Genomic DNA, 18,549 nt, shown 5'->3' on the forward strand with positions numbered 1-18,549 from the left:
CGGCGGCCAGGCGGGGCTTTTCCATGCGTGACTAGCGGGACTGCATGATCTCGCGCATCAGGCGGGCCGTCTCGGAGGGGGTCTTGCCGACGCGGACGCCGACCTTCTCCAGAGCCTCCTTCTTGGCCTGGGCGGTGCCGGCCGAGCCGGAGACGATGGCGCCGGCGTGGCCCATCGTCTTGCCCTCGGGGGCGGTGAAGCCCGCGACGTAGGCCACGACCGGCTTGGTGACGTGCTGCTCGATGTAGGCCGCGGCACGCTCCTCGGCGTCGCCGCCGATCTCACCGATCATCACGATCGCGTCGGTGTCGGGGTCGTCCTGGAAGGCCTGGAGCGCGTCGATGTGCGTGGTGCCGATGACCGGGTCGCCGCCGATGCCGACCGCGGTCGAGAAACCGAAGTCGCGCAGCTCGTACATGAGCTGGTAGGTCAGCGTGCCGGACTTCGAGACCAGGCCGATGCGGCCGGCGGTGGTGATGTCGGCGGGGATGATGCCGGCGTTGGACGCGCCGGGCGAGGCGATGCCGGGGCAGTTGGGCCCGATGATGCGGGTCTTGTTGCCCTTGGCCACCGCGTACGCCCAGAACTCGGTCGAGTCGTGGACCGGGATGCCCTCGGTGATCACGACGCAGAGCGGGATCTCGGCGTCGACGGCCTCCTTGACGGCGGCCTTGGTGTGGGCCGGCGGCACGAAGACGACCGACACGTCGGCGCCGGTCTGCTCCATGGCCTCCTTCACCGTGCCGAACACGGGCAGGCCCTCGTGCGTGATGCCCGCCTTGCGGGCGTTGACGCCGCCGACGACCTTCGCGCCGGAGGCGAGCATGCGGCGGGTGTGCTTGGTGCCCTCACCGCCGGTCATGCCCTGAACAATGATCTTGCTGTTCTCGGTCAGCCAGATAGCCATGACTCACGCACCTACCGCAGCGAGCTCGGCGGCCCGCTTGGCCGCGTCGTCCATCGTGTCAACCAGCTCGACCCGCGGGAGCGCGGCGTCGGCCAGGATCTGCCGCCCGAGCTGGGCGTTGTTGCCGTCGAGGCGGACCACCAGCGGGTGCGTCACGGCCTCGCCGCGGCTCTCCAGCAGCTTGAACGCCGAGACGATGCCGTTGGCCACGGCGTCGCAGGCGGTGATGCCGCCGAAGACGTTCACGAAGATCGACCTGACGCTCGGATCGGAGAGGATGATCTCCAGGCCCGCGGCCATGACCTCGGCCGAGGCGCCGCCGCCGATGTCGAGGAAGTTCGCCGGGGACGGCTTGCCGGGGAACGCCTCGCCCGCGTAGGCCACCACGTCGAGGGTGGACATGACCAGGCCCGCGCCGTTGCCGATGATGCCGACGTTGCCGTCGAGCTTGACGTAGTTGAGGTCCTTCTCCTTGGCCTTGGCCTCCAGAGGGTCCTCGGCGGCCTTGTCGGCCAGCGCCTCGTGGTCGGCCTGGCGGAAGCCGGCGTTCTCGTCGAGGGTGACCTTGCCGTCGAGGGCCTTCACCTGGCCGTCGGCCGACAGGATCATCGGGTTGACCTCGACCAGCGTGGCGTCCTCGTCGACGAAGCAGTGCCACAGCTTCTCGATGAGCTCGGCGGCGCCGTCGAGCGACTTCTCGGGCAGGCCGCCGGCCACCGCGATCTCACGGGCCTTGGCGCGGTCGATGCCGTCGAGGGCCGATACCGGCACCTTGGCGACCTTCTCGGGCGTGCTGTGGGCGACCTCTTCGATGTCCATGCCGCCGGCGGCGGAGCAGATCGCGAGGAAGGTACGGTTGGCGCGGTCGAGCAGGAAGGAGAAGTAGTACTCCTCCGCGATCGCGCTGGCCTCCTCCACGAGCACCTTGTGGACCGTGTGGCCCTTGATGTCCATGCCGAGGATGGCGGTGGCCTTCTCGACGGCGTCGGCGGCGTCGTCGGCCACCTTCACGCCGCCGGCCTTGCCGCGACCGCCGGTCTTGACCTGGGCCTTGACGACAACGCGGCCGGTCAGCTCCTCAGCCGCCGCCCGCACCTCCTCCACGGTGTTGGCGACGATGCCGCGTGGCACCGGGATGCCGTAGTCAGCGAAGAGCTCCTTCGCCTGATGTTCGAACAGGTCCACGAGGGTCCGTCCTTGCTTATCCGACTGATGTTCGACGGCCCGGGCAACTGCGCTGACGGTCGCGTCCGCTCGCCGCTCGTGTCGGCTTCGTGCCTCGCTCTCTCACGGCGAGCTCCTACGCTCAGGGGTGCGTGCCGGGCGTTTCCGCCAGTGAAGCCTAGCCCCAAGCTTGACCTGCACAGGTCATCGGGGCACGGTTCTTCCGCTATGTGACGGTGATCTCACTTCACCATGTCCCTCTCTGCACCGAAAGTGCACCTATTCGCTGCCTTATGCGGCGTCTGTCGATATATGGTCGTGATCTTCAATTGGCAGGATTCCTGCTCCCCTCATTCTTGATCTGAAGGAATCGGATGAAGCGAATTATCGCGGGCCTGGCCCTGGCCTCCGCGGCGGCGCTCGTGACCGCGACCCCGGCCCAGGCCGCGCCCGCGGATCCGGCGAAGGCGCTGAAGAAGCAGTACGTCGCCGGGCACGGCGTACGGTTCACCGAGACGTCCCGCTCCTCGATGGACGGCAAGAGCACCGGCGCCATGAAGACGTCCGGCCTTCTGGAGTTCGGCAAGTCCGGAATCGTCGCCTCGGACGTACGTAATCACGCCACCGGCAAGGACGACGTGTACGCGTCGCTGATGCCGTCCCGGATCATCACCCTGGGCAAGCACGTATATGCGCAGGGCGGCCTTTACAGCGAGGGCCTGCCCGAGGGCAAGAAGTGGGTCCGCTACCCCGACACCGGCCTCCGGATCAGCACCTCCAACCAGATGCTGGACGTCTTCGAGCCCCAGGTGCTGAAGGCCCTCGTCTCCCACGCCGCGAGCACCAAGGGCGGGATCTACCGCGGCTCGGTCACGGTGAAGGAACTCGGCAAGATCTACGGCCAGAGCGTCAACAAGAAGGTCGCCAAGGTCAAGGTCTCGTACCTGCTCGCCGTGAACTCCAAGGGCCTGGTCACCAGGGTCGTCAGCGACTGGACCCTCGACTACGGCATCCTCGGCACCAGCCACAGCACGACCGAGACCCGCTTCACCGGCTGGGGCGCCAAGGTCAAGGTCAAGGCTCCGCCGGCCGACCAGGTGGCCGACATCGCCGACCTCGGGGCCGACAGCGCCGTTCCGCAGGACATCCCGGACGGTTCCCTCAACTCCCTGGGCAACGTCAGGTAGCCCCCCTCCTAAGGACACTCATGAAGCGATTGCTCGCGGCCGCGGTGACGGCCGCGGCACTCATCCCGGCCGTCCCCGCACAGGCGGCCGTGGACCCGGTCACCGCCCTGAAGCGGCAGTTCGCGCCGGGCCACGGGGTGACGATCTCCGAGACCGCACGGATCGAGTCGAAGCGTCCGCGCGACGACGAGGTCACCCGCATGGCCGGCTCCGTGGAGTTCGGCGCGTCCGGGCCCGTCGCGGCCGACGTCGTGTTCAGGACGATCGGCAAGGACGACAGCCGGCAACGCTGGATCAGCGTCGGCGGCAAGGTCTACGTGCAGGCGGCCGACCTGGCCGACGTCCTGCCCATGGGCAGGACGTGGGTGCTCATGGAGCACCTCAAGGGCAAGGTGATCACCTCGGCCCAGCCCGTCGACGTGCTGGCGCCCAGGACGGTCAAGGCCCTGGTCTCGCATGCCGGCCTCAAGGACGGCCTCCGCCAGGGCACGCTGACCCTCGCGCAGGCGCGCGGGGCCGGCGCGTACGAAGGGTTCCACTACCGCCTGGGCCTGAACGCCCAGGCGTTGCCCGACCGCGTCGTCACCGGCCAGAACCTCACGCCGGGCTCGCGAAGCGTCGTCGAGACCCGGCTCTCGGGCTGGGGCGCGAAGGTCGGCGTCAAGGCGCCTCCGGTGGACGAGATCATCACCTACAAGGACCTGATGGCCGAGAAGCGGGCGAGAGCCGAGAAACTCCGCCAGGCCATCCCCGACGGTTCCACCAGCTCGCTCGGCCTGTTCGACTGAGCCGCCGAGCTGTCGACAATCCCCCTCGAAACAAGGACACAACCGCACATGAAGCGAACCCTCACCGGCGTCGCGCTGGCGACGGCCGCCGCCCTGGTGGCCGCCACCCCCGCGCTGCTTGCGGCTCCGGCCCAGGCGGCCGCGCCCAAGAACCCCGTGACCGCCGTGAAGAAGCAGCTCGTCCCCGGCAAGGGGGTGAAGTTCAGCGAGCGCATCAGCATCACCGACGGCACACGCAGCGAGGTCTTCATCCGGCGCACGGGAACCTTCCAGTTCAGCAAGTCGGGCCTCGCCGCCTCGGACATCACGGGCAAGTTCGCCCTCAACGTGTCCGACCTGAGCGACGAGGCGCCGGAGGAGCTCAAGGCCCTCGCCACGCCCGAGCGCACGATCCGGATCGGCACGACGTCGTACCTGTCCGGCGGCCTGTGGACCACGGTCCTGCCCGAGGGCGAGACCTGGTTCAAGGCCCCGCACGGCCCGACGGGCGGCATCACCGGCACGTTCGGCCAGCCGGTGAACGTCGCCGAGCAGGCCACGCTCAAGACCCTGCTCAAGACCGCCAAGCCGGTGAGCGGCGGCTACGCCGGCACGATCACCGTCCGCGACCTGCGGAAGGTCTCGCCCTGGTACCGGGCGACCGCGATCGACCCGCGCCCCACGGCCAAGGCGCTGAAGAGCGTCATCAGCTGGAAGCTCACCCTTGACGCGGCCGGCCTGCCGGTGCGCCTGGTGGCCACGTTCCCGCAGGCCGCGATCACCGGCTCCGGTTCCAAGAAGGACGGCGTGCGGGTCGACACCCGCTTCACCGGCTGGGGCGGCGCCGTGTCGATCAAGGCTCCGACGGCTGACGACGTCTCCAGCGAGTTCGAGAACGGCAAGGACGACATCTCCTCCCTCGACCTGCCGTTCGGCGTGAGCGTCGCCAAGTAGCACCGCCAGTGCCGAGGTCCGCGCCTCTCCCGTCGCCGCTTGGCGGGACAGGCGCGGTGCCCGGCCCGCGGGCCGCCGGGCGCGCGGCTCAGGCGAGGCGGGAGTCGCGCAGGGCGGCCCACTCCAGCGAGTGCCTGATGCCCTCCTCGACGGTGAACCGGGTCTCCCAGCCGAGCAGCCGCCGCGCCCGGTCGCTGCGCGTGTACGCCCCCGCCACGTCACCGGGCCGGGCGGGCGCCTCGACCACGTCGATCGGCCGGTCGACGACCCGGTTGAACGCCTCGGCCAGCTCGCGGACCGTCGTTCCCGCGCCGGTGCCGAGGTTGATCACGTCGGCGTCCAGGGAGTCGAACCGGCGCAGCGCCGCCACGTGCGCGGCGGCCAGGTCCCAGACATGGACGTAGTCGCGGATGCCCGTGCCGTCGCTCGTCGGGTAGTCGGTGCCGGTGATCGCGAACGGCACGCCGTCCTCGTACGCCTCGATCATCTTGCCCAGGGCGTGGCTGGGACGGCGCAGTTGCAGGCCCGTGCGCATGGCCGGGTCGGCGCCGATCGGGTTGAAGTAGCGCAGCGACAGGATGCGGATCGGCCGGGTGGCGGCGATGTCGGCGAACATGGCCTCGCAGACCGCCTTGGTCCGCGCGTACGGGCTCTGCGGGGCGAGCGGCGAGCTCTCGTCCACGGTGTGGTCCGCGCCGGCCCGGTAGATCGACGCGGACGAGCTGAAGATCATCCGCTCGCAGCCGTTGCGCAGCAGGTGGTCGGCGAACTCCAGGCTCTTGGCGACGTTCGCGCGGTAGTAGCCGACCGGGTCGGCGACGGAGTCGGGCACGACGATCAGGGCCGCGCAGTGGACGACCGCCTCGATGTCGGGGTGCTCGGCGAAGATCTTGTCGACGAGGGCGCCGTCGCCGATGTCGCCCTCGTAGAAGACCCGTCCGTCGGCGAACTCCCTGCGGCCCGTCACGAGGCTGTCGAGGATCACGGGCTCGATGCCGGCGTCGAGGCACGCCGACCCGATCGTGCTGCCGATATAGCCCGCCCCACCGGTAATCAATACGCGCATGCCCGAACCCTACGGGGATGTCACGGGGGTCGCGCGCCCTCTCGATGATCTTCATGTGGTCCGGCCCGCGGGGACATCGCGTCGATCTCCTGCTGGTCATGTCGGCCCAGCCGTGCGACATTTCCTGGTATGGGCAGGGACGTACCAGTCGTCGTGTTCAGCCGGGACGATCGCCGGAAATATCGGGAAAAGGTGCGTCGATGTCTCGACGTCTTCGCCCAGATGTTGCGCGAGTCCCGCTTCGAGTTCGAACGCCCCCGCGCCGGCCTGGAGATCGAGCTCAACATCGTGGACGCCCGTGGCGAGGCCGCCATGCGCAACGCCCAGGTGCTGGCCGCGATCGAGCAGCCGGACTGGGCCACCGAGCTGGGCCAGTTCAACATCGAGATCAACGTCGAGCCCCGGGAGCTGACCGGCGACGGCCCGCTCCACCTGGAGGCGGACGTACGAAGGCGGCTCAACCACGCCGAGGAGCGCGCCCGCTCCCAGGACGGGCACCTGGTGCTGGTCGGCATCCTGCCCACGCTGCGCGAACTGGACATCAGCGAGGGCACCCTGTCGGCCAACCCCCGCTACCGCCTGCTCAACGAGCAGATCTTCGCCGCCCGCGGCGAGGACCTGCACCTGTGCATCGAGGGCGTGGAACGCCTCGACACCCACGCCGACAGCGTCGCGCCCGAGGCCGCGTGCACCAGCGTCCAGCTCCACCTCCAGGTCAGCCCGGAGGCGTTCGCGCCGCACTGGAACGCCGCCCAGGTCATCGCGGGCCCCCAGGTCGCCGTCGCGGCCAACTCCCCCTACCTGTTCGGCAAGGAGCTGCACCGCGAGACCAGGATCGCCCTGTTCGAGCAGGCCACCGACACCCGTCCGGCCGAGCTGAAGACGCAGGGCGTGCGGCCGCGGGTGTGGTTCGGGGAACGCTGGATCACCAGCGTCTTCGACCTGTTCGAGGAGAACGTCAGCTACTACCCGGCGCTGCTCCCCTTGTGCGAGGAGGAGGACCCGCGGGCCGAGCTGGACCAGGGACGCATCCCCCAGCTGCACGAGCTGACCCTGCACAACGGCACCATCTACCGCTGGAACCGGCCCGTCTACGCGGTCGTGGACGGCGTGCCGCACCTGCGCGTGGAGAACCGCGTCCTGCCCGCCGGGCCCACGGTGGCCGACATCGCCGCGAACGCCGCGTTCTACTACGGCCTGATGCGCGTGCTCCCGTCGGCCGAGCGGCCGATCTGGAGCCAGATGTCCTTCCGCACCGCCGAGGACAACCTCGCCGCCGCGGCCCGGCACGGCCTGGACGCCCGGCTGTACTGGCCGGGGCTGGGCGAGGTGCCGGCGGCCGAGCTGATCCTGCGCCGGCTGCTGCCCATGGCGCGCGAGGGCCTGGCCGCGTGGGGGGTGCACACGCCGGTCGCCGACCGGCTGCTCGGCATCATCGAGGGACGCTGCCTGACCGGCCGCACGGGCGCGACGTGGCAGGTCGAACGGGTGCGCGCGCAGGGCGGCGACCGCCACGAGGCGTTACGCGCCATGACGTTGGACTACATCGACCGCATGCACGGCAACGATCCGGTGCACACTTGGGACGTGTGAACCTCGTGCGACCCCGCCTTCTCGTCCTGGCCCTCGTCCTGCTGCTCGCCGGCTGCGGCCTCACCCGGCCCGCGTCCAGGGACGTGCAGGGGGCCGACACGTTCGAGGACGACATCCGGGCCGCGCGCACGCTCACCGAGTCGTTCTGGACGGAGTTCTTCGACCAGCAGGGGATGACTTATCGGCCTATCGCGGACTTCATCCCTTACTCCGGGAGTTCGGGTCCTTCCTGCGGGGGCGAGCCGTCCGTGCCGAACAACGCCTTCTATTGCCCCGAGGGCCACTTCATCGCCTATGACCAGGCCTGGATGGAGTCCCTGTGGAACGACATGGGCGACGGCTCGGTGTACGTGATCATCCCCCACGAGTTCGGGCACGCCGTCCAGGCCCAGCTCAGGACCGGTTTCGAGCTCAACGTGCAGGCCGAGCTGCAGGCCGACTGCTACGCCGGCGGGACCCTGTCGGCCCTGGTCGGCTCAGGATCCCTGCGCGCCCAGTCCGGTGACGAGGACGAGCTCATGACCAGCCTGGAGGCCGCCGGCGACCCCACGGACGACTGGCTGAACCCCGCCGCCCACGGCACCGCCGAGCAACGCCAGACCTCCTTCGCCGACGGCTACCAGGACGGCGTGGGCGCCTGCTGAGGATGTACACGCGGGTCAGCCCAGAGGATGATGTGTCTGATCATGACCTGCCTCTACGGTGGAGGCATGCCACTGGAGGAGATCGGCTGGCTGCGCAGAGGCGCGTGCAGGTCCAGCGACCCTGACCTCTTCTTCCCGCTCGCGCCCTCACCGTTGCAGGAGGCCCGCGCGAAGGCGGTCTGCGCCCGCTGCCCGGTCATCGACGAGTGCCGCTCCTACGCCTTACGCGAGGGCGAGACGGAGGGCATCTGGGGCGGCCTCACGCCGCAGGAACGCCGCCGCACCCGCTTCCCCGCAGGCTGGCGCAACTCCGCCGCCTCCTGACCCACCACCGGCCCACCCTCCATCGACCCCGTCCCCGCCGGATCAGGTGACACCCCGTTGCCCGCTGACGCCGTCCCCCGCCGGATGGTGTGACGCCGTCGTGTCGCGGTGCGACGTAGCCTGCAAGGGTGCTGTTGCGCTCGATCGCCGTCCTCACCGTCGCCAACGTCCTCAACAACAAGATCGCCCCCAGACTCGCCCCCCTGACGTCCGCCGCCGCCACCGCCGCGCTCGTGGCCATGGCCCGCCGGCACGGGGTGTCGTGGCGTGAGCTCGGGTTCGAGAAGGCGTCCCGCGGAGCGGCCGTCGGCGGCGCGCTGGCGACGGCGGTGGCCGCCGTCTACACCGTGGGCATCGCCGTGCCCCGCACCAGGCCGCTCTTCCACGACGAGCGCGCCCTGTCGCTCTCGCGCGCCCGCGCCCTGGAGGAGGCCCTGCTCCAGGTCCCCCTGGGCACGGTCCTGCTGGAGGAGGTCGGGTTCCGCGGCGCGCTGCACGGCATGCTGGCCCGCCGGCACGGCGCGGCCGCCGCCACGGCGGTCTCCTCGGCGCTGTTCGGCCTCTGGCACATCCTCCCGGCGATCGACATGGCCCGCGCGAACCCGGCTCTCGGCGCGCTGACCGCGGGCGAGTCCCCCGCCCATCTCGACGTCGCGCGGGTGGTGGCGGGCAGCGTGGTGTCCACGGCGGCGGCCGGGGTGCTCTTCTGCGAGCTCCGGCGCCGCGGCGGGCTGCTGGCGCCGTCGATGCTGCACCTGGCGACCAACTCGCTCGGCTACCTCTTCGCGAGGCTCTCGGCGAAGCGCTGAAATCGCCCCACCGGCGACGCCGGGGTGAGAGTTCTCCCCGGGCCGGGATGAGATTTCCACCTCGGAAGATGAGGATCCTTCACCGACATTGGAACGGTCCACAACATGCGCGACCCGATGCTCTAACGTCTCGGCCACACCCTCCCCGCAGGCGCACCACTCCGGGAAGGGCACATCTCAAGATCACTATTTCTGATATCCCCCGGAGGTACGGAGGTGGTGTTGCATGCGTACGGTGATCGACGTCGACACAGGTCTTCTGGAGCTGGCCCAACGCGAGTTGGGGACATCGACCGTGAAGGAGACGGTGAACGCGGCCCTGTCGGAGGTCGCAGAAAGGGCCAAACGCCGCGAAGCCTTCAAATACTGGCGCACCCGGGACAATACGCATCTTCTGGATCCATGGATCATGAAGCATGCGTGGTGACCACCGGAGTGGTCTACCTGATCGACAAGAGCGCTCTGGCCCGCATGCCGCATCCAGCGGTCCAGCGGGCCCTCGAACCGCTCATGCTCGACAGGACCCTCGCCGTCTGCGAGGTCACGCAACTGGAGGTGCTCTACAGCGCCCGTGACCTCAAAGGCCACCAGCGGGACGCCCGCTACCTGCGGGAGGGCTTCCGCCTCCTGTCCATCACGCACAAGGAGGTCGGACCAAGGGCCCTGGAGGTGCAGGCGATGCTCGCCGGAAGGTCGCACACCCGGGCGGCCGGGCCGGGCGACCTGCTGATCGCCGCCTGTGCCGAGCTGCATCAGGCGACGATCCTGCACTACGACCGGTACTTCGACGTCATCTCCGAGGTGACCGGGCAGCCCGCGCTCTGGGTGGTGCCGCCCGGCTCGATCCCCTGAGCCAGGGGCGGAGAGGGCGGGGTCAGGCCGTGGTCAGGCCGTGGGCACGACCTGGAAGCCCTCCGCGTAGTGGCCCTCGCCGAAGCCGGCCTGCTCGGCCCAGGCGGCGAATCGGCCACGGACGAAGTCGGTGAAGCCCTCGACGTGGGCGACCTGGCTGACGTGCGACTGCAAGGCCGCGAGCTTGCGGTCCATGACCGCGGTGACGTCCACCCAGTGGTTGGGGGTGGGGCCGCCGTTCAGCCAGACCTCCCTGACCGTCCACGCCTCCAGGCCCTCGTCGCGCAGCAGCTCGGGGAAGGCGTAGGGGTTGCGGGCGTCGGGGTAGACCGCGTCGAGCGCGGCCCCGCCCACGGCCCGGTGGTCGGGGTGGCTGGGGGCGACGAACTGGTAGTTGCGGTCGGGGTGGTGGGTGATGACCAGGTCGGGGCGTACCTGGCGGATCACCCGGGCGACGTCGCGCCGGAGGTCGAGCGAGGGCACCACCCGGCCGTCGGAGTAGCCGAGGAAGCGCACGTCCGTCACGCCGACGGCCTTGGCCGCGGCGAGCTGCTCGGTCCTGCGAAGCTCGGCCATGCCGGAGTTGTCCAGGGTGCGCTCGTTGCCGCCGGCGTCACCGTCGGTGACGAGGAGGTACGTGACCTCCACCCCCCGCTCCACGAACAGCGCCACGCTTCCCGCCGCCGCGAAGTCGACGTCGTCGGGATGCGCGGTCACGACAAGTACCCGGTTGATCTCGGCTTCCGGCAGCATGGCTTCCCTTCCTGGACCCTGTACGGAGGACAACCGGCACCCCGTCGGAGGCATTCCGGGCGCCGTTTGTCGGTGGCGCGTCTTAACCTAGGTGGGTGCCGACCCAAGTCTCTGTTGACCACCCCTTGCTCGACGGCCTCAACCCCCAGCAGCGCGAGGCCGTGATCCATCATGGCAGCCCCCTGCTCATCGTGGCGGGGGCGGGGTCGGGGAAGACGCGGGTGCTCACCCACCGCATCGCCTACCTGCTGGCCGAGCGCAACGCCCATCCGGGCGAGATCCTGGCCATCACCTTCACCAACAAGGCCGCCCGCGAGATGAAGGAGCGCATCGACAAGCTCGTCGGGCCGCGTTCCAAGGCGATGTGGGTGATGACGTTCCACAGCGCCTGCATGCGCATCCTGCGGCGCGAGGCCAAGCGGCTGGGCTTCCCGTCGAGCTTCTCGATCTACGACCAGGCCGACTCGCAGCGGCTGATGGCGATGGTCTGCAGGGAGATGGAGCTCGACCCGAAGCGCTACCCGCCGCGTTCGTTCTCGGCGCAGGTCAGCAACTTCAAGAACGAGCTGGTCGACTACGAGACCGCGCTCGACAAGGCGGGCTCGCACCTGGAGAAGACGCTCGCGCAGGCGTACAAGGCCTATCAGCTCAAGCTGACCGAGGCCGGCGCGATGGACTTCGACGACATCATCATGAACACGGTGACGTTGTTCCAGCTCTTCCCCGAGGTGGCCGAGCACTACCGGATGCGGTTCAGGCACGTGCTGGTCGACGAGTACCAGGACACCAACCACGCCCAGTACATCCTGATCCGCGAGCTGGTGGGCCATCCCGAGCTGCGTACCGCCGACGGCGACGTCGTGCGTCCGGGCGCCGACATGTCCGAGCTGTGCGTGGTGGGCGACGCCGACCAGTCGATCTACGCCTTCCGCGGCGCGACGATCCGCAACATCCTGGAGTTCGAGCGCGACTACCCCGACGCCCGCACGATCCTGCTGGAGCAGAACTACCGCTCCACCCAGAACATCCTGGCCGCGGCCAACGCGGTGATCGCGCGCAACGAGGGCCGCAAGCCGAAGAACCTCTGGTCCGACCAGGGCGACGGCCCCAAGATCGTGGGCTACGTCGCCGACAACGAGCACGACGAGGCCATGTTCGTGGCCCAGGAGGTCGACCGGCTCAGCGACGAGGACGGCGTCAAGCCGAGCGAGGTCGCGGTGTTCTACCGGACCAACGCCGCCTCCCGTGTGTTCGAGGAGATCTTCATCCGCACCGGGCTGCCGTACAAGGTGGTCGGGGGCGTGCGCTTCTACGAGCGCAAGGAGGTCAAAGACCTGCTGGCCTACCTGCGGGTGCTGGCCAACCCGGCCGACGTCGTGTCGATGCGGCGCATTCTCAACGTGCCCAAGCGCGGCATCGGCGAGCGGGCCGAGGCCATGATCGAGGCGCTGTCCTCGCGCGAGCGCATCTCGTTCTGGGACGCGCTGCGCCGGGCCGACGAGGCGTACGGCATGGCGACGCGCTCGCTCAACGCGGTGCGCGAGTTCGTGGCGATGCTCGAGGAGCTGATCGCCAAGGCCGAGGGCGTGCCGCCGTCGACGCTGGCCGAGGAGATCCTGGTGGCCACCGGCTACCGCGCCGAGCTTGAGGCCTCCGAAGACCCCCAGGACGAGTCCCGCCTGGAGAACCTCAACGAGCTGATCTCGGTGGCCTCGGAGTTCGAGGAGGCCAACCCCGAGGGCACGCTGGTGGAGTTCCTGGAGCAGGTGTCGCTGGTCGCCGACGCCGACCAGATCCCCGACGCCGACGGCGGGCAGGGGGTCGTCACGCTGATGACGCTGCACACGGCCAAGGGGCTGGAGTTCCCGGTCGTCTTCCTGACCGCGATGGAGGACGGCGTGTTCCCGCACGTCCGGTCGCTGGGCGAGCCGAAGGAGCTGGAGGAGGAGCGGCGGCTGGCCTACGTCGGCATCACCCGGGCGCAGAAGCGGCTCTACCTCACGCGGGCGGCGGTGCGCAGCTCGTGGGGGTCGCCGTCGTTCAACCCGGCCTCGCGGTTCGTCAACGAGGTGCCGGGGCAGCTCGTCGACTGGCGTACCGATCCGGAGAAGTCGGCCTGGAGCGCGGCGACGCGGCGGGAGCCGGCTGCGCGGCCGGCGCCCAGGAGCGGCGGCGGATCGCGGCAGGTCCTGTCGCTGACGCCCGGCGATCGGGTGACGCACGACAAGTGGGGCCTCGGCACGGTGGTGGCCGTGGACGGGGTGGCGGAGAAGACCAAGGTCAAGATCGACTTCGGCGCCGACGGGGAGAAGACGCTGCTGCTGGCGTACGCCCCCCTGGAGAAGCTCTGACCCCAGGGGGCCAACGGGCGCCCGTCCCTCACCGGAGGACGGGCGCCTGACGAAAGCGGGCGGATCGTGGCTCTACGTCGCCCAGCTCCCGATGCCAGGTGAGGAGCTCTGAGCCGGCAGGGCCTCTGACACAGGTCGGGGCCCTGAGGCGCAGGGCCCTCGACGGTGAGGGTCGGGCGAGGGCAGGGCGCCTGGGTGGCGGCCCTGCCGGGCGGTTGCGGGGTCAGGGCTTGAGGGCGCTGCCCTGCTTCCACTGGGTCCAGTTGAGCTGCCAGTAGCTCCAGCCGTTGCGCCAGTCGAGCTTGCGCTTGGTCCCGGTGATCTTGACGACGTCACCGCGCTGGGCGATGCCGTAGAACCACTTGGAGCCCTGCGGAGTGGCGCGCACGCAGCCGTGGCTCTGGTTGGAGCGGCCGAGGTACTGGTAGTAGCCGGCGCTCTGGTGGACGTACTCGCCGCTGTCGGAGATGCGCACCGCCCAAGGGATCTCCTCCTTGTAGTAGCGCGGGTCCTTCGGGTCGGTCACCCCCATCCAGGACGACGTCATCGTCTCGACGGCCTTCTTGCCCATGGTGAGGTGCACGCCGCTGGTGGTGAGGTAGACGTCCACGCCGTTGCGCATGAGGCCGCCCCGGCCGGCGCTGATCGCGATCTTCTTGGCGATCTTGCCGTCCCGGTAGACCTTCATCTGGTGCCTGCGGGTGTCGACGACCGAGATGTTCGCGTTGCCGACGGCGAAGCGGCGGGTGACGTCCTCGGCCTTGTTGCCGGGGAGCTGGCTGAGGCGCGCGGTGAACAGCACCTTCTGGTGCGGCTTCCAGTACGTCTTCGTCCGGTAGATGACCTTGCGGGCCGACACCCAGCGCCAGGCGCCCTCGACCGGTTTGTCGGCCTGGACCTCCAGCAGCGCCTCCACGGCGGCCTTGTCCTTCACGTCCCGGTCGAACGTGACGATGATCGGGAAACCGACGCCGACTTTCTCCGACGTCTCCGCCATGGGCGTGATGTCGGCGATGTCGAGCTTGACCTTCTTGGCCGGAGCCGCGACGTGGGCAGCCGCGGCGAGGCCCACGGAGGCGGTCGTCCGGACCGCCGGGGCCTGCGAGGCTGGCACGCCTTCTGCCGAACAGGCCGCAGCCGAGACCAGTGCGACCATGGCAAGCAACCGGGGGACGCGATTCAAGGGGGTTACTCCTGGATTATGTGCTTCTCCTTCCATGTGTGACTACTGAGACGCCTGATTCGTCTACGGATCGCCGTAACGACCTTGTAACGGTCCAGAAAGCAGGGTCAGACCAGGCGGCGCGCGGTGGCCCAGCGGGACAGCTCGTGCCGGTTGGAGAGCTGGAGCTTGCGCAACACGGACGACACGTGCGTCTCCACGGTCTTGACCGAGATGAACAGCTCCTTGGCGATCTCCTTGTACGCGTAGCCGCGGGCGATCAGGCGCAGCACCTCGCGCTCGCGCTGGGTCAGCGAGTCGAGCTCGGGGTCGATCGAGGGCGCCTCGGAGGAGGCGAAGGCGTCGAGGACGAACCCGGCCAGCCGCGGCGAGAAGACCGCGTCGCCGTCGGCCACCCGGCGGATGGCGTCGGTGAGCTCCTTGCCGCTGATGTTCTTGGTGACGTAGCCGCGGGCGCCGCCCCTGATGACGCCGATGACGTCCTCGGCGGCGTCGGAGACCGACAGCGCGAGGAAGCGGACCTGCGAGCCCGTGCTGAGGACGCGGCGCAGCACCTCCTGGCCGCCGCCGCCGGGCATGTGCACATCGAGCAGGACCACGTCGGGCTGGTGCTCGGCGATGGCCTTGACCGCCGTCTCGACGTCCTCCGCCTCGCCCACGACCTCGATCGAGTCGCCCAGCTCCGCGCGTACGCCGGATCTGAACAGCCGGTGGTCGTCGACGATCAACACGCGTGTCATTGCTTGTCCACCTTCATCGTCAGCATCACTTCCGTGCCCTCGCCGGGCTCGGTGCGGACCCTGGCCGTGCCGCCGTGACGTTCCATTCTCCCGATGATGGACTCCCTGATGCCCATTCTGTCGAGGGGCACCGCCTCAAGGTCGAAGCCCTTGCCGCGGTCCTTCACGAAGATGGTCACCTCCAAGCCCTCCACCTCCGCGTAGACGGAGATGGCCGGACTCTCAGAATATTTGGCCGCGTTGACCATCGCCTGCCTGGACGCCTTGAGCATCGCCGCCAGCTTGCCCTGCGGGTCGAGGTCGATGTCGCCGACGCAGACGACCTCGATGGGCACGCCGTGGGAGTCCTCCTCCTCGGCCGCGATCCGGCGTACGGCGGCGGCCACGGTGGCGTCGGCGTCCTGGGCGGGCTGGTAGAGCCAGTTGCGCAGCTCGCGTTCCTGGGCGCGGGCCAGCCTGGTGACCTCGCGGGGGTCGTGCGCGACGCGCTGGATGATGGTGAGCGTGTGCAGCACCGAGTCGTGCACCATGGCGGCCACCTCGGCGCGTTCCTCCTGCCGGATGCGCTCGCGCCGTTCGAGCTGCAGCTCCTTCCACAGACCGGCCAGCCAGGGCGCGGCGATGACCGCGATGCCGCCGACCACGACGACGGTGAACATCAGGCCGGGTTTGGCCTCGGCCAGCCGGCCCTGCGCGTACAGGAAGCCGACCGCGCCGATGACGACCAGCGTCACGCCGAGCAGGGTGCGCACCCGGTTGGTCCGGATGCTCTTGGTGGCGCCGCTTACCCAGTTCTTGCGGCGTTCCGGGTCGGCCTGCTGCCACAGGATGAGCGCGCCGATGCCGCCGACGGCGAACGGCAACATGCCGATGCCACCCTTCGAGGCCCCGGTCAGCCAGCCGAACGCGGCCAGCGCCACGCCGATCGCGCTGAACGCGGCGAGCTGACTCCAGTCGCGCTGCGGCGGCGGGCCCTCGTACGGCTCGCGCGGGGTGATCATCCACAGCACGGCGTACGCCACCACGCCGACCCCGTCCACGACGCTGAGCAGCACGAACATCAGCCTGATCACGACGGGATCGAGGGAGAGCTGCGCCGCCAGCCCCTGGGCCACGCCGCCCAGCAGGCGGCCATCCATGGGGCGGAGCATCCGGCGATAGGGTCGATCGCCGGTGGGCTCGGCAAGTGTCTTCTGGTCTGCCATAACATCGCCATCGTCACATGTCGCGGGCACTTCCAGCATCAGGGAACAACCCCCAGGGTCGGGTCAGGGGTCTCCCGGATGCGAGCACCCCGCCCGAAGGGTCACGATGGTTGCATGACAGAAGTTCCGCCCAGGCAACCCGCCGCCCCGCCCCGGGAGCTGCGCCGCAGCAGCGAGGGGCGCTTCCTCATGGGTGTCTGCGCCGGTCTCGGGCGGCACACCGGCATCGACCCCGTGGTGTTCCGCGCGGCGTTCGCCGTGCTCCTGCTCGGCTCTGGCATCGGGATCTTCCTGTACATCGCGGCGTTCCTGCTGATGAAGGAGCCCAACGGCGGGCCGGGGATCATCGAGCAGTGGACCCGCCGCGACTTCGACGCCGAGGCCGTGATGGCGCTGCTGACCGCGGTGCTCGGGTTCGGTCTCGCGCTCAACCTCGCGACCGTCTGGCTCGACACCGGCACGCTGGTGGTCGGCGTGCTGCTGGCCGTCTCGCTGCTCGCGGCCCACTCCAGAGGCGTCGACCTGCTGGGCCTGGCCCGCTCGATGCCCGAGCGGCTCGGTCGCCGGCGCTCCCCCGACGCGGAGCCGCCGGCGCCGTCCTACGCGCCGCCCGCGTCCACCCCTCCGGTACGTCCCGCCGAACCCGGCTGGTCCGGCCTCGGCGAGACCGCGACGGCGCACCCCGAGTCCCCCGCGCCGGCCCCGGCTCCCAGGACGACGGCCGCCGCCCACGCCGAGGCCGTGGCCGCGCGGCTGCGGGCGATGTCGGCCGGCCGGCAGGCCGAGACGCCGCGTACGGACCGGCCCGAGCCCCCCGAAGCGGGGCAGGCGGAGGCCGGCAAGGCCGAGATGTCGAAGATCGAGGCCGCACAGGCGATGGAGGCCGCCGGCGCCGCGACGGCGGAGCACCAGCTCCCCCGCGACGCGACCCGCCAGGCGCAGACCCCCGGCACCGAGACCCCCGACGCGGAGACCCCCGACGCGGCGGCCCCGAAGACGCGGGTCGAGGCCCAGCAGCCGCGGCCGCAGGCTCAGGCGGCGTCGCGGCAGGAGCCGTCCGCCTACCGCCCCCAGCCCAGGACCGCGATCGACTACAGCGGCTACGGCGAGCCCTTCGCCCCGAAGGGGCCCTACCGCCCGCTCGACCCGGCCAGGCGGTCCGGCCAGTCGCCCTACGACCCCGCCCTGTACGGCCGTCCGGCCGCCACCCCGGCCCCCCGGAAACGACGCCCCAAGTCGTTCATCGGGGTCATCACCATCTTGCTCGCGATCATAGTGGGAGGGATCGTCGTGGCGGTCCAGGCCAGGTCGGCCGCGGGCGTCAGCCCGACCATCGTCGGCGGCGCCGTGCTCATCACCATCGGCGCCGGGCTGCTCCTCGCCGCCTGGTGGGGCCGCGGCGCCGGCCTCGTCGCGGCGGGCACCACGGTCGCGCTGCTCATCGGCGTGGGGCTGATGCTGGGCGGCCTGCCGCGCAACGTCGGCGACTCCACCTGGTACCTGACCAAGCCCTCGGAAGCGGGCAAGGTCTACGACGTGGGCGTCGGCGACGGCCGGCTGGACCTGACGGAGCTGAAGGCGCTGCCGGGGACGAGCCTGACGTTCGACGCCCGGGTCTCCGTGGGCGAGCTGACGGTGATCGTGCCGCCGACGGCCAGGGTCGAGGTGCACGCGATGAACAAGGTCGGCGACATCAAGGTCGACCAGTCGATCAGGGGTGGCGTGGACGTCAAGTTCGACAAGGTGCTGGAGCCCGAGGTCAGGTCCGCGGACGAGGAGTTCACGATCGTGCTGAACCTGCGGGGCGGCCTCGGCGACATGGAGGTGCGGCGTGGCGCGTGACGTCGAGCGGGTCCGGCGCCTGCACAGGACCGACTGGATGGCCCTGCTGAGCGGCACGTTGTTCGTGGTGCTCGGCATCCTCGTCGTGACCCGCGAGCTCAGGGACGCGCTGGTCCTGGTCGGGCTGACCGTGGTGGGGCTGGCCTTCGCGGGGGTGGTGGCGATCATCGCGCGGGTGGTCCGCGGCAAGTAACCCTTGACCGGGAAA

At 70.1% G+C, this 18,549-nt stretch carries 19 protein-coding genes; 12 read left to right on the forward strand and 7 right to left on the reverse strand.

Translation table 11 applies throughout. From position 1 onward, the window contains the following. Positions 1-31: 31 nt before the first annotated feature. A complete protein-coding gene (sucD, locus tag ABZ444_RS10370; RefSeq protein WP_125644468.1) occupies positions 32-907 on the reverse strand; it encodes a succinate--CoA ligase subunit alpha in 876 nt (291 codons plus the stop codon). A gap of 3 nt (positions 908-910) precedes the next feature. Continuing rightward, a complete protein-coding gene (gene sucC / locus ABZ444_RS10375) occupies positions 911-2,092 on the reverse strand; it encodes an ADP-forming succinate--CoA ligase subunit beta (RefSeq protein WP_357994693.1) in 1,182 nt (393 codons plus the stop codon). A gap of 353 nt (positions 2,093-2,445) precedes the next feature. On the opposite strand from sucC, the gene ABZ444_RS10380 reads away from it, so the two are divergent. The 3 genes from ABZ444_RS10380 to ABZ444_RS10390 are packed head-to-tail and all read left to right on the forward strand — an operon-like array spanning position 2,446 to position 4,979. Further along, positions 2,446-3,258 carry a hypothetical protein gene (locus ABZ444_RS10380; protein WP_357994694.1) on the forward strand — a complete coding sequence of 271 codons (813 nt, stop codon included), beginning with the start codon at positions 2,446-2,448 and terminating at the stop codon, positions 3,256-3,258. Between the two features lie 20 nt (positions 3,259-3,278). Beyond that, complete coding sequence (locus ABZ444_RS10385; RefSeq protein ID WP_357994695.1) at positions 3,279-4,046, forward strand: hypothetical protein; 768 nt, start codon at positions 3,279-3,281, stop codon at positions 4,044-4,046. Positions 4,047-4,094: 48 nt separating this feature from the next. After that, on the forward strand, positions 4,095-4,979 hold the full coding sequence (locus tag ABZ444_RS10390) for a hypothetical protein (RefSeq protein ID WP_357994696.1): 885 nt from the start codon (positions 4,095-4,097) through the stop codon (positions 4,977-4,979). An 88-nt stretch (positions 4,980-5,067) separates the two neighbouring features. Here ABZ444_RS10390 and galE read toward each other — a convergent pair whose 3' ends face one another. Further along, positions 5,068-6,045 carry a UDP-glucose 4-epimerase GalE gene (gene galE / locus ABZ444_RS10395; RefSeq protein ID WP_357994697.1) on the reverse strand — a complete coding sequence of 326 codons (978 nt, stop codon included), beginning with the start codon at positions 6,043-6,045 and terminating at the stop codon, positions 5,068-5,070. 192 nt (positions 6,046-6,237) lie between these two features. On the opposite strand from galE, the gene ABZ444_RS10400 reads away from it, so the two are divergent. From ABZ444_RS10400 to ABZ444_RS10425, 6 genes are all read left to right on the forward strand, one after another. After that, on the forward strand, positions 6,238-7,638 hold the full coding sequence (locus tag ABZ444_RS10400; protein WP_357994698.1) for a glutamate--cysteine ligase: 1,401 nt from the start codon (positions 6,238-6,240) through the stop codon (positions 7,636-7,638). Beyond that, a complete protein-coding gene (locus ABZ444_RS10405) occupies positions 7,635-8,282 on the forward strand; it encodes a neutral zinc metallopeptidase (protein WP_357994699.1) in 648 nt (215 codons plus the stop codon). Before ABZ444_RS10400 ends, ABZ444_RS10405 begins: the two co-directional genes overlap by 4 nt. 66 nt (positions 8,283-8,348) lie before the next feature. Further along, positions 8,349-8,606 carry a WhiB family transcriptional regulator gene (locus tag ABZ444_RS10410; RefSeq protein ID WP_352323895.1) on the forward strand — a complete coding sequence of 86 codons (258 nt, stop codon included), beginning with the start codon at positions 8,349-8,351 and terminating at the stop codon, positions 8,604-8,606. A gap of 128 nt (positions 8,607-8,734) precedes the next feature. Beyond that, positions 8,735-9,415, forward strand: a complete 681-nt coding sequence (locus ABZ444_RS10415; RefSeq protein ID WP_357994700.1) for a CPBP family intramembrane glutamic endopeptidase — start codon at positions 8,735-8,737, stop codon at positions 9,413-9,415. A 226-nt stretch (positions 9,416-9,641) separates the two neighbouring features. Next, entirely contained in the window at positions 9,642-9,842 is a 201-nt protein-coding gene (locus ABZ444_RS10420; protein ID WP_357994701.1) for a type II toxin-antitoxin system VapB family antitoxin, read from the forward strand. Beyond that, positions 9,818-10,267 carry a PIN domain nuclease gene (locus ABZ444_RS10425; RefSeq protein WP_357994702.1) on the forward strand — a complete coding sequence of 150 codons (450 nt, stop codon included), beginning with the start codon at positions 9,818-9,820 and terminating at the stop codon, positions 10,265-10,267. The genes ABZ444_RS10420 and ABZ444_RS10425 overlap by 25 nt, the downstream gene beginning before the upstream one ends. Before the next feature lie 33 nt (positions 10,268-10,300). Here the strand turns inward: ABZ444_RS10425 and ABZ444_RS10430 are convergent, their stop codons facing one another. Continuing rightward, on the reverse strand, positions 10,301-11,020 hold the full coding sequence (locus tag ABZ444_RS10430) for a PIG-L deacetylase family protein (RefSeq protein ID WP_357994703.1): 720 nt from the start codon (positions 11,018-11,020) through the stop codon (positions 10,301-10,303). Between the two features lie 125 nt (positions 11,021-11,145). On the opposite strand from ABZ444_RS10430, the gene pcrA reads away from it, so the two are divergent. Next, complete coding sequence (pcrA, locus tag ABZ444_RS10435; RefSeq protein WP_357994789.1) at positions 11,146-13,371, forward strand: DNA helicase PcrA; 2,226 nt, start codon at positions 11,146-11,148, stop codon at positions 13,369-13,371. Positions 13,372-13,594: 223 nt separating this feature from the next. On the opposite strand, the gene ABZ444_RS10440 is transcribed toward pcrA, so the two are convergent. The 3 genes from ABZ444_RS10440 to ABZ444_RS10450 form a co-directional block, all read right to left on the reverse strand. Continuing rightward, positions 13,595-14,485 carry a L,D-transpeptidase gene (locus ABZ444_RS10440; RefSeq protein ID WP_357994704.1) on the reverse strand — a complete coding sequence of 297 codons (891 nt, stop codon included), beginning with the start codon at positions 14,483-14,485 and terminating at the stop codon, positions 13,595-13,597. Between the two features lie 176 nt (positions 14,486-14,661). Continuing rightward, entirely contained in the window at positions 14,662-15,294 is a 633-nt protein-coding gene (locus tag ABZ444_RS10445; RefSeq protein WP_352323887.1) for a response regulator transcription factor, read from the reverse strand. Continuing rightward, positions 15,291-16,499 (reverse strand): PspC domain-containing protein, encoded by a 1,209-nt coding sequence (locus ABZ444_RS10450; RefSeq protein ID WP_357994705.1) that lies wholly within the window; start codon positions 16,497-16,499, stop codon positions 15,291-15,293. Before ABZ444_RS10450 ends, ABZ444_RS10445 begins: the two co-directional genes overlap by 4 nt. Positions 16,500-16,613: 114 nt before the next feature. Between ABZ444_RS10450 and ABZ444_RS10455 the strand changes: the two genes are divergently transcribed. Next, complete coding sequence (locus ABZ444_RS10455; protein ID WP_357994706.1) at positions 16,614-18,341, forward strand: PspC domain-containing protein; 1,728 nt, start codon at positions 16,614-16,616, stop codon at positions 18,339-18,341. Continuing rightward, entirely contained in the window at positions 18,331-18,534 is a 204-nt protein-coding gene (locus ABZ444_RS10460; RefSeq protein ID WP_357994707.1) for a hypothetical protein, read from the forward strand. Before ABZ444_RS10455 ends, ABZ444_RS10460 begins: the two co-directional genes overlap by 11 nt. Positions 18,535-18,549: the final 15 nt, after the last annotated feature.

It is taken from the genome of Nonomuraea sp. NPDC005730 (genome assembly GCF_040630865.1).
Taxonomy (GTDB): Bacteria; Actinomycetota; Actinomycetes; order Streptosporangiales; family Streptosporangiaceae; genus Nonomuraea.

What these genes read in the sequence shown, in the direction of transcription:
- ABZ444_RS10380 (WP_357994694.1), top strand. Translation starts at nt 2,446, where the DNA reads ATGAAGCGAATTATCGCGGGCCTGGCCCTGGCCTCCGCGGCGGCGCTC.
- galE (WP_357994697.1), bottom strand. Translation starts at nt 6,045, where the DNA reads ATGCGCGTATTGATTACCGGTGGGGCGGGCTATATCGGCAGCACGATC.
- ABZ444_RS10455 (WP_357994706.1), top strand. Translation starts at nt 16,614, where the DNA reads ATGACAGAAGTTCCGCCCAGGCAACCCGCCGCCCCGCCCCGGGAGCTG.
- ABZ444_RS10390 (WP_357994696.1), top strand. Translation starts at nt 4,095, where the DNA reads ATGAAGCGAACCCTCACCGGCGTCGCGCTGGCGACGGCCGCCGCCCTG.
- ABZ444_RS10430 (WP_357994703.1), bottom strand. Translation starts at nt 11,020, where the DNA reads ATGCTGCCGGAAGCCGAGATCAACCGGGTACTTGTCGTGACCGCGCAT.
- ABZ444_RS10445 (WP_352323887.1), bottom strand. Translation starts at nt 15,294, where the DNA reads ATGACACGCGTGTTGATCGTCGACGACCACCGGCTGTTCAGATCCGGC.
- ABZ444_RS10425 (WP_357994702.1), top strand. Translation starts at nt 9,818, where the DNA reads ATGGATCATGAAGCATGCGTGGTGACCACCGGAGTGGTCTACCTGATC.
- ABZ444_RS10410 (WP_352323895.1), top strand. Translation starts at nt 8,349, where the DNA reads ATGCCACTGGAGGAGATCGGCTGGCTGCGCAGAGGCGCGTGCAGGTCC.
- ABZ444_RS10420 (WP_357994701.1), top strand. Translation starts at nt 9,642, where the DNA reads ATGCGTACGGTGATCGACGTCGACACAGGTCTTCTGGAGCTGGCCCAA.
- sucD (WP_125644468.1), bottom strand. Translation starts at nt 907, where the DNA reads ATGGCTATCTGGCTGACCGAGAACAGCAAGATCATTGTTCAGGGCATG.
- ABZ444_RS10450 (WP_357994705.1), bottom strand. Translation starts at nt 16,499, where the DNA reads ATGGCAGACCAGAAGACACTTGCCGAGCCCACCGGCGATCGACCCTAT.
- ABZ444_RS10385 (WP_357994695.1), top strand. Translation starts at nt 3,279, where the DNA reads ATGAAGCGATTGCTCGCGGCCGCGGTGACGGCCGCGGCACTCATCCCG.